General features: G+C 33.9%; 12 protein-coding genes. 3 read left to right on the top strand and 9 right to left on the bottom strand.

Going from position 1 to position 9574, the window contains the following annotated elements; genetic code table 11:
* Positions 1-44: 44 nt before the first annotated feature.
* The 3 genes from ACQ65V_RS06945 to ACQ65V_RS06935 all read left to right on the top strand — a co-directional run bounded on the left by ACQ65V_RS06945 (position 45) and on the right by ACQ65V_RS06935 (position 2106).
* Complete coding sequence (locus tag ACQ65V_RS06945) at positions 45-947, top strand: NifU family protein (protein WP_430467367.1); 903 nt, start codon at positions 45-47, stop codon at positions 945-947.
* Between the two features lie 68 nt (positions 948-1015).
* Complete coding sequence (locus ACQ65V_RS06940; protein WP_430467366.1) at positions 1016-1216, top strand: dodecin family protein; 201 nt, start codon at positions 1016-1018, stop codon at positions 1214-1216.
* Between the two features lie 77 nt (positions 1217-1293).
* Positions 1294-2106, top strand: coding sequence for a mechanosensitive ion channel family protein (locus ACQ65V_RS06935; protein ID WP_155088654.1), 813 nt, complete (start codon positions 1294-1296; stop codon positions 2104-2106).
* Here ACQ65V_RS06935 and tsaB read toward each other — a convergent pair.
* From tsaB to ACQ65V_RS06890, 9 genes are all read right to left on the bottom strand, one after another.
* Complete coding sequence (gene tsaB, locus ACQ65V_RS06930) at positions 2103-2774, bottom strand: tRNA (adenosine(37)-N6)-threonylcarbamoyltransferase complex dimerization subunit type 1 TsaB (RefSeq protein WP_430467365.1); 672 nt, start codon at positions 2772-2774, stop codon at positions 2103-2105. The two genes, ACQ65V_RS06935 and tsaB, sit on opposite strands and share 4 nt — an antisense overlap.
* An 18-nt stretch (positions 2775-2792) precedes the next feature.
* Positions 2793-4100 carry an efflux RND transporter periplasmic adaptor subunit gene (locus ACQ65V_RS06925; protein ID WP_155088657.1) on the bottom strand — a complete coding sequence of 436 codons (1308 nt, stop codon included), beginning with the start codon at positions 4098-4100 and terminating at the stop codon, positions 2793-2795.
* Between the two features lie 2 nt (positions 4101-4102).
* Complete coding sequence (locus tag ACQ65V_RS06920; RefSeq protein ID WP_430467364.1) at positions 4103-5545, bottom strand: TolC family protein; 1443 nt, start codon at positions 5543-5545, stop codon at positions 4103-4105.
* A 139-nt stretch (positions 5546-5684) separates the two neighbouring features.
* The gene (locus ACQ65V_RS06915; RefSeq protein ID WP_155088661.1) at positions 5685-5927 is read right to left on the bottom strand and encodes a hypothetical protein; all 243 of its coding nucleotides are present in this window, start codon (positions 5925-5927) and stop codon (positions 5685-5687) included.
* A gap of 2 nt (positions 5928-5929) precedes the next feature.
* The gene (locus ACQ65V_RS06910) at positions 5930-6454 is read right to left on the bottom strand and encodes a DUF420 domain-containing protein (RefSeq protein WP_430467363.1); all 525 of its coding nucleotides are present in this window, start codon (positions 6452-6454) and stop codon (positions 5930-5932) included.
* Between the two features lie 2 nt (positions 6455-6456).
* Complete coding sequence (locus ACQ65V_RS06905) at positions 6457-7212, bottom strand: SCO family protein (RefSeq protein WP_430467362.1); 756 nt, start codon at positions 7210-7212, stop codon at positions 6457-6459.
* Positions 7205-7915 carry a hypothetical protein gene (locus ACQ65V_RS06900; RefSeq protein WP_430467361.1) on the bottom strand — a complete coding sequence of 237 codons (711 nt, stop codon included), beginning with the start codon at positions 7913-7915 and terminating at the stop codon, positions 7205-7207. The genes ACQ65V_RS06905 and ACQ65V_RS06900 overlap by 8 nt, the downstream gene beginning before the upstream one ends.
* Before the next feature lie 94 nt (positions 7916-8009).
* Positions 8010-8456, bottom strand: coding sequence for a cytochrome C oxidase subunit IV family protein (locus ACQ65V_RS06895; protein ID WP_273289556.1), 447 nt, complete (start codon positions 8454-8456; stop codon positions 8010-8012).
* 21 nt (positions 8457-8477) lie between these two features.
* Entirely contained in the window at positions 8478-9479 is a 1002-nt protein-coding gene (locus ACQ65V_RS06890) for a cytochrome c oxidase subunit 3 (RefSeq protein ID WP_155088670.1), read from the bottom strand.
* Positions 9480-9574: the final 95 nt, after the last annotated feature.

Raw genomic sequence — 9574 nt, 5'->3', positions numbered from 1 at the left:
ATGAACGTTTCATCTTGATATTTCATATTTTTGCAAAAAAAAAGATGTCAAAGACAAAAATCACCATAGTTCCAACTTCTAACGAAGCGATATTAAAGTTTGAAGCTGATCGGTTTTTAACCAATCACAATAGTTTTGAATTTAATAATATTGATGACGCCAAGCATTCCCCATTAGCGCAACAGTTGTTTTATTTACCTTTTGTAAAGAAAGTCTATATAGCTTCTAATTTTGTGGCTATTGAGCGATATAATATTGTTGAATGGAACGACGTACAAGATGAAGTTGCCAAACAAATTGAAGATTACATATCTAACGGCGGAATTATCGTCACGGAAGAAGCAGTAAAACCCAAGGTCGCTGTAACGGTTTATGCCGAAAGCACACCCAATCCGAGTGTTTTAAAATTTGTTTGTAACAAAGTATTAGTTCCAGGTTTATATGAATTTACATCCATAGAAGAAGCAAAACCTTCTCCTTTGGCAACAGCATTATTTCAGTTTCCGTTTGTAAAAAACGTTTTTATGGAAAAAAACTTTATTTCCATTACAAAGTTTGATATTATCGAATGGGAAGAAATTACGCTTCAATTACGCGAGTTTATAAAATCTTATGTTGAGGACGGCAAAACCATTTTGAATGATGACGCTCCTAAGCAACTTAATAAAACTGAAGAGGCTATTGAGCAGAAATTTGAAGCTCTGGACGATACTTCAAAAAATATTGTAAATATTCTAGAGGAGTATGTTAAACCGGCTGTAGCTAGCGACGGTGGTAATATAGAGTTTAAGTCCTATGATGAAAACACTAAAAAGGTAGAAGTTTTGCTTCAAGGTGCCTGTAGTGGTTGTCCATCTTCTACCTTTACATTAAAAAATGGCATTGAAAGTATGCTAAGGGAAATGCTCAATGATACTGCTATAACCGTCGATGCAATTAACAATTAGTTAACGTCATTTCGTTTATGTTTTCTTATATTGATTTAAATAGAAAAATTAATTTAAAATCATAAAAAATGGCAGTATTAAAAGTAGTGGAAATATTAGCAAACTCTGAAAAAAGCTGGGAGGATGCAACAAGAAAAGCGGTAAAAGAAGCTTCTAAAACAGTAAAGAACATACGATCTGTTTACATAAACGAACAGACGGCTGTTGTAAAAGGTGATGATGTCACTGAATTTAGAGTCAACGTAAAATTGACATTTGAAGTCAACTAAATCATTTATTAAACTATATAATAACTCGGTTTTATTACCGAGTTTTTTTTATTTAACTAACTATTAATTAAACGTATATGGAAACACAAAAATGGATTGACGAAGGCTATAATATTATTATTGAATTCGCTCCTAAGCTATTAGCAGCTATACTTATTTGGATAATAGGTCTTTGGATAATAAGCTTATTATTAAAAGGAATTAGAAAGGCAATGAATAAAGCCAATTATGACGAAAGTTTAAAGAAGTTCTTGTCTAATTTACTTAACTGGACGTTTAAAATCGTATTAGTAGTTATAGTACTTGGTACCGTAGGTATTGAGACAGCCTCATTTGCTGCCGTAATTGCTGCAGCCGGTTTGGCCATAGGTTTAGCACTACAAGGTTCTTTAGGGAATTTTGCAGGAGGAGTTCTAATTATGATTTTTAAGCCCTTTAAAATTGGAGATTTTATAGAAGCTCAAGGTGAGTCTGGTACTGTAAAAGAAATTGAGATTTTTACAACCAAACTAACAACTCCTGATAATAAAGAGGTTATTCTACCCAACGGGAGTTTATCTAACGGTAATATCATTAATTACTCCACTGAAGATATGAGGCGTGTTGATATTACTTTTGGCGTCGGTTATGATTCTGGCATCAAGCAAACTAAAGAAGTAATTATGAGTGTTATTGAACGACACCCATTAATTCTTAAAGAACCATCTCCAGCAATTCATGTTTCTGAGCTTGCGGATAGTTCCATCAATTTTTTCACTAGGGTTTGGGCTAAGACTCCAGATTATTGGGCTGTAAAATTTGATCTCATTGAACAGACAAAAGAAGCACTTGACGCTGCTGGTATTGATATACCTTATCCGCATACTGTAGAAATACAGAAGCAAGGTTAACTCTTCTTTTTTAGAGCTACAAAATCCTTTAAATAGTAGGGTTCAAAATAGGCGACATCTTCAGTGTCGCTTTTTTTATACTTTAATTCTGAGAGCATTGCCATTTCGTTTGATGATGGTAATTTACCTTCAATAAAAACAGCATTAGGATGGCTTATAAGGCTTTTGGTTTTTTCAACTCCGTTGCCAATAAAATAAACCTTTCTTTCATTTAGCAATTCACTATAACTTTCTTCTGTGAGAATTTCGGCTTTAATTTCTCTGTGCAAATCGAGATTGGTATTATAAACCGCTGAATACACTTCCATTCGTCGCGCATCTAACATTGGAATGATGTAACCGTTGTCAATCTTTACCTGATGTGCTAAGATTTCTAGTGTGTTTATAGCCAACAAAGGCTTATCTAAAGCAAAACACAAACCCTTGGCTGTAGATACGCCAATACGCAAACCCGTATAGGAACCCGGTCCCTTACTCACTGCAACGGCATCAATATCAGTAGGATTTAATTTCGCTATTTTAAAAACTTCATCAATAAAAACATGTAAAGTTTCGGCATGAGAATACCCAGCACTTTTGTCTTCCTTTAAAACTAAAGTCTCCCCATCATTAGATAAGGAGACTGAACAATTAGTAGTTGCTGTTTCTATGTTTAGCACTAAGGCCATTAGTAGATATCTGTTAAATTACTCTTCTTCTTTGTCCTCAGAAGTGCTTACTTGATTATTTTTTTCTTCAATTAAATCTCCTGGATTTAAAGTTTTAGAGACTACATTGTATGGTCCTGTTATAATCTTATCGTCTTTACTCAAGCCAGAAACAATCTCAATATAGGTATCATCCTGTATGCCTGTTTCAACAACTTTAAGTTTCGCTTTACCTCCATCATTGACAAAGACACATTCAAATTTCTCTTCATCTACTGGTGTCTCGCTATTTCCCATTTCAGGTGATTTACCAAAAGGTTTCTTAGTAGCACTAGTATCGGTTTTTATAACGATGGCGCTAATTGGCACAGCTATAGCATCTTTACGTGTTTTAGTAATGATGTCAACTGTAGCTGTCATACCTGGTCTAAAAGGTGAATACGTTTCTGGTTTTCCTTCAGTTAGGTCTTTATATGACTCCTCAAGAATTCTCACCTTAACTTTAAAGTTTGTGACTTGGTCTGCTGCTAAATTACCAGCCGCAGAGTTTGCAATTTCTGTAACAATACCTTTAAATTCTTTTTTGAGATAAGCATCTACTTCAACAATCGTAGAGTCTCCGATACTCACTTTTACAATGTCATTCTCATTAACATCTACCTCAACTTCCATATTTTTCAGATTGGCTACACGTAAAATTTCGGTACCAGCCATCTGTTGTGTACCTACAACGCGTTCACCCAACTCAACATTGAGCATAGATATAGTACCGCTCATAGGAGCATATATCGTGGTTCTGGTTAAATTATCTTTGGCCTCATTTACGGTTGCTGCTGCACTTTGCACACTATAATAAGCCGAACTTTTATTAGCCTCGGCTGTTTCATAAGCTGCAATGGCTCTGTCCCAATCTGCTTTAGAAATCACCCCTTTTTCAAAAAGAGTTTTACTTCTATCGTAATCTGCTTTGGCTTGTTTTAGGTTTGCTTCTGCCTGCTCCAATCCTGCTCTTACATTTTGATAAGAAGCTTGAGACCTACTTACTGCTGATTGAATTAAATCTGGATTTACTCTAACTAATAAGTCACCTTTTTTCACTTCTTGACCTTCCTTGAATGGCAATTCTAAGATTTCACCAGATACTTCTGAAGATATTTTTACCTCAACTTCTGGTTGAATCTTACCTGTAGCTGAAACGGTTTCTACAATATCCATAGTAGTAACCTCTTTAACAGTGACTTCTTTAAAGTTTCCCTTTTTTCCGAACCATCCCATTTTAGATCCTGTAACTAGCAAGATAAGTACAAGAATGACGATTCCGATGATAATTTTTACTGTTTTACTCATAATTAAAATTTTAATTCAGTTGCAGGAATTCCAAAATATAATTCGATGACCTTCAATTTAAATATGTAATCGTATTTTGCTCTGTTTAATTCAATTTTTGCATTATCGTACCTTAGTTTAGATTGACTAAAGTCAAATGCGTTAGTTAGCCCAACATCATAGCGTTCTTTGGCGTAATTGTATGCTAATTCTTGAGACTCTAAAGCTAATTGTGCTGCTTCATAAGATTTTAAAGCTCCTTTGGCATCCACATACGCTTGATATACAGTTGACTCTAAGTCCAGCTCTGCCTGTTCTAATTGAAATTTAGAACGTTCTAAACCTACTCTACTTCTCTGTACACTAGCTTTAGTATTAAACCCATTTAGAACAGGAATATTAAGTTGAAGCCCATAACCAATACCATCGTTCTGATATAATTGATCTACAAACGGATCAGCGGCTACCTCGACCGGAAATGTATTTGGAAACGTTCCGATAACGGCTTGCCCTGTATCTTCGACTGTACCTATTTGTTGTGTCACTGTAGGGTTATCTGGATCTATCTGCTGAATGAATCCTGGTGTATTTGCATAACGTGTATTATATCCAAAAAACGCACCTAAAGTTGGCAAATTAGCACCTTTAGCGATTTTTAAGTCTATCTCAGCTAAATCTACATTTTGCTCTGCTATTTTAATTTCAGATCTATTTTCTTTTGCAGCCGCAATAATTTCTTCGACATCTCTACTTGCAACTCCATCATCAACAATATTATAGCCCTCATCCTCAATATCAAAGTTTTCGTAATCCTTAATTAAAAGTAATTGTGCAAGACTTATCAATGATATCTGTACGTTATTCTCTGCATTGATTATTTGTTGTTGCTCACTAGCGTTGGTCGCTTGTATTTCTAACAAATCTCCTCTTGGTAATGAACCTGCATCTACCAATTCTTGTGTTCTTTGAATCTGCTCTTGAGTCACTTCATTTTGCGATCTCAACACCTCTAAATTGGCTTTATTTAAAATAACGGTTAAATATCCATTAGCAACAAAAAGTGAAATGTCATCTTTCATCTTATCTAAACGATACTGACTTGCCAATTTAGACATATCTGCGCGTTGTAGTTGTCTAATATTTCTAAGACCGTCAAATAAAGTATAACCTATATTAATATTTCCAGATGCAGATAGGAATGTTGTTGTCTGTGCATTATTGGTAATAGGGTTGAAACTTAAACCCGTATTCTCAGAAACACCAGCTCCTAAGTTAAGGCTCGGAATAAAATTACCCTTAGCAGTGAGCTTTTCTATTTCTGCTAATTCTATATCCAGTTCGCTTTGCTTTACTGAGATATTATTTTCTAAAGCATATTGAACGCACTCCTTTAGTGTCCATTTTTTATTTTGCGCTTGAGCAAAAATCCCTAAAAGAAGTACTATTATTATGGTTGATTTTTTCATGATGTCTATTTGTCTATATAAATGCTAAAGTGTTACACTATAAGATTAAAATCTGTAATAACAAGTAAATTTAATTATCACAGGCCTTTATATTCTTAAATTTATGAGACAACAATAAGACTATAAAGCTCATAAAATGTTACACACTTTCTTCTGTATTTTTAGGCTTTAGCGATTTATTATAAGTCCTATATGCTATGTAGCCTAATACACCGACTAAAATATAGGGTACAGCCATAAGAAACATAATTCCGTCATTAATGCCTTCTGCCGCTGATTGATCTTCCCCACTTTCTAAAACAGCTCTGCACATAGCACATTGTGCAGACCCTTTTAGAAAAAAGAGACAAGAAAAAAGAAAAAAGATGGCTTTGCGTTTCATGCTTATGCGTAAAAAGGTGAAATCATAATGTAAACCACAACACCTGTTACGGCTACATACAGCCAAAGCGGAAAAGTGATTCTGGCAATCTTTTTGTGACGCTTTATATTATTGGTAATGGCTCTTACGTATGTAATCAGCACAAAAGGAATAACAGCTACAGATAAAATTATATGGCTAATTAAAATGAATAAATAAATCCCTCTGTAAGCTCCTTCATACGATGTAGAATCACTTGTCATGTGATACAAAACATACATTACCAAGAATAGCACAGATAAAATTATGGCAAATTTCATTAAGCGTTCATGAAGTTTTATTTTTCCTTTTTTTATCATAATAAATGCAACTATCAATACTAAAGCTGTTAATGCATTAATCGTTGCATAGATAGGCGGTAAAAACACAGGAAGTTCCATATCTATTTTTACACCAAATAATAATGCTACAACTAATGGAATTACTATTGAAAGTATTACGATCCATTTATTGTATTTTTTTTCTTTTTCTAAATTAACTGAACTCATAGTTATTCTTTCAACAGTTTAGCAATATCTTCTTTTAAGATGGTGATTTCTTGTGGAATTCCATCCTCATCCGCTCCGTCAGCTTCAGGAATTAACCCATTGTAAAAAATTAAAGGGTTACCAAAACTATCTCTTCTAGAACGTATAAAACCTTCTTTATCTATTAACGCAAAATTTCCTGAATGCTCAAATCCGCCCTCAACAGTTTCATCCTTGGCCGTGTAGAGGTTAAACCCTTCGTTGGCCAATTTATAAATAGCGTCTTCATCTCCTGTCAATAAATGCCAGTTAGGGTTGGTAATACCATAATGGTCGGCATAGGCTTTTAAAACTTCTGGTGTATCAATCTCTGGAGTGATTGTAAATGAGGCCACACCAAAGTTTTTAAAATCTTTAAAATGGTTTTGAACCTCAACCAAATTACGATTCATTATAGGACAAATCGTTGGGCAAGTGGTAAAGAAAAATTCAACCACATAAACTTTACCTAAATAATCTTCATTGGTAATGGTTTGTCCTTCTTGATTGGTAAAACTAAATTCTGGGACTTTTTTTGGTTGACCATTAATTTCAAGGTATGCTAAATCGCTTTTGGTACTTTTTGAACTCACTTCAGTGGAAACATCTTTACTTCGGATTCCATCTCTAGTAATATCGTCGTTGGTTATTCTATCCACAATCTTTGGAATGAAAATAATTCCAAAGATTAGAATGACAAATGCAATACCTACATAAGAATAATTTGTTTTCTTACTCATCACTTTGTTTTATCTCATTTTCGCGCCTCTTGTTAGATTCATCAAAATCCCCTTTGCGCTTGTCTCTGTATTCTTTAAACAAAACACGCATATCTTCTGCTGCCATTTTATTTTTTAACTCTGCAACTTGTATACAATCGTAGTCATAGAGTCCATAAATTGGCTCTTCGTTCTCTATCTCTTTATCTGTTCTATCGTCTAAACGTCCTCTTTGTTTTATGTCTTTATCTACTATAAATACTGAGTTGCAAGCCAAGTTGTTGTCCAATTTTACATCAGATTTTAAACTATTGAAAACTCTTTCAATTTCAGAGTCATCAGCATATACCATGTGCCAAAACCTTAAGTCTTCGTAAGATTTAATTTCCATGAGTAATTCCTCAGCTTCTTGTTTAGCTTCATGAGGTAACATTACAACGACCTGAAAGGTTTTAAAACCTTTGTTTCTGTCATATACCAGCTCCTTTAAATTTAAAGCTGCAATAGAGTTATTCATTGGTTTTTCACCCAAAAAGGATAATACCGTAATATGGTCTTTTAATTGAATACTGTCTTTGTTTGCTGGTAATTCAGAAATATTCTCTTTTACGACATCTAAAGGATTATAGTTTTCTTTAGAGAGCAACATTATGATAATGAACGCTACAGGTAAAAAGAACAAAATGCTCAGAATAATATAGCGTTTTCTTTTACTTATTTCCATACTGCAAAAATAAAAAAGGTGGTTTAGAAAAACCACCTTTTAATATGTTATTTAACACTTTAACAAGCTAAGTGTTATCGTAAATATTTTGAGTTTAAAAATCTCTTTTAATTATAGCTTTATCATTATTATATACATCAAATACATAACCACCTTCTTGCAATAAGATAAAGATTAAATAACAGATTAAGAAAACTGCTGTCCAAACCACCATACGTCTTAACGCTTTGGTTTCATCTCTCATGTGCATAAAGTCCCAAGTAATATAATATGCCTTTACTATTGTTAAGAGAATGAATATTAAATTTAAAGGCTTCATATAAACGAATGGTGACAATATGATATTTGCCAAGGTTGCAAAAAAGCCACCTTCAATAGGGTTAATCCATACGCTCATTAAGACGTCTGGTTTATAAATACCAAGTACAACCTCTATAGCAGTCACAAAAGTTAAGAAAACCAAAACTCCCCAAATCTTTTGTGTGTTAGACTTAAATTTCCAAAGTCCTCTAAATATTTCTAATTTATGTTCGTGTGCCATAACTGAATCTTAAATGCTTTTTTAAACTAAGTAGAAGAATGTGAATACAAATACCCAAACTAAATCGACAAAGTGCCAGTACAATCCAACTTTTTCAACCATTTCATAGCTTCCTCTTCTTTCGTATGTACCGAGAATAACATTAAAGAAAATAATAATGTTAATCACAACACCAGAAAATACGTGGAATCCGTGAAAACCAGTAATAAAGAAGAAGAAATCAGCAAACAATGCTGTTCCGTATTCATTAACATGCAAATTAGCACCTTTAACAACCAATTTCCCGTTATCTCTTATTTGTTTTAACGATTCTTCTCTAGAAAGTACTGTTTTTTCGCCCTCATCATTAATAATCTGGGTTCTTACTAAAATATTGTCATTAGCAGCTAAACCTGTATATATCTCGTTAACAGTGTAAGGTGGCAAACTCGCTTCTTCTCTAAACCATAAACCATTACTGCGCTCATGCTCAACACGAACATCTGGAATTGACACAGCAAATTCATCTATTGAAATACGCTTAAACTTCTCTTCACCATCAACATTAACATACTCGCCAAACTGTAAAATGTTTCCACCTTTAGTTTGTACAGCTCCATAATCTCCTTGTATAAATGTTGCCCATTCCCAAGCCTGAGACCCTACGAATATCGCACCACCTATAATGGTTAAGAACATGTATAAAGTAACTTTGGCTTTGTTCATATGATGCCCTGCATCTACAGCTAATACCATAGTTACAGAAGACATAATAAGAATAAATGTCATGAATGCTACGTAGATCATTGGTAATTCCTGTCCATGTAAAAATGGAACATGGGTAAATACCTCGTCTGCAATTGGCCATTCTTTTATAAACTTAAATCTAGAAAAGCCATAAGCTGCTAAGAAACCAGAAAATGTCAGTGCATCAGAAACAATGAAAAACCACATCATCAACTTACCATAACTTGCCTTAAGCGGTTGATTTCCGCCTCCCCAAGTTTTTCCTTCTGTGCCAGTACTTGCTACTGTAGAATCCATAGAAATTATTTAAATTTTAAGATTGGACAAAAATAATCAATTTATTCATCTTTAGAAATACCAATGTGTAAATTTTGAAGCTAAGTCTAGAGCTA

The sequence above is a fragment of the Winogradskyella ouciana genome (assembly GCF_965284585.1).
In the GTDB taxonomy this organism is placed as follows: domain Bacteria; phylum Bacteroidota; class Bacteroidia; order Flavobacteriales; family Flavobacteriaceae; genus Winogradskyella; species Winogradskyella ouciana.
Note: the sequence above shows the minus strand (reverse complement) of the source record. Positions and strands in the feature narration are given on the sequence as shown.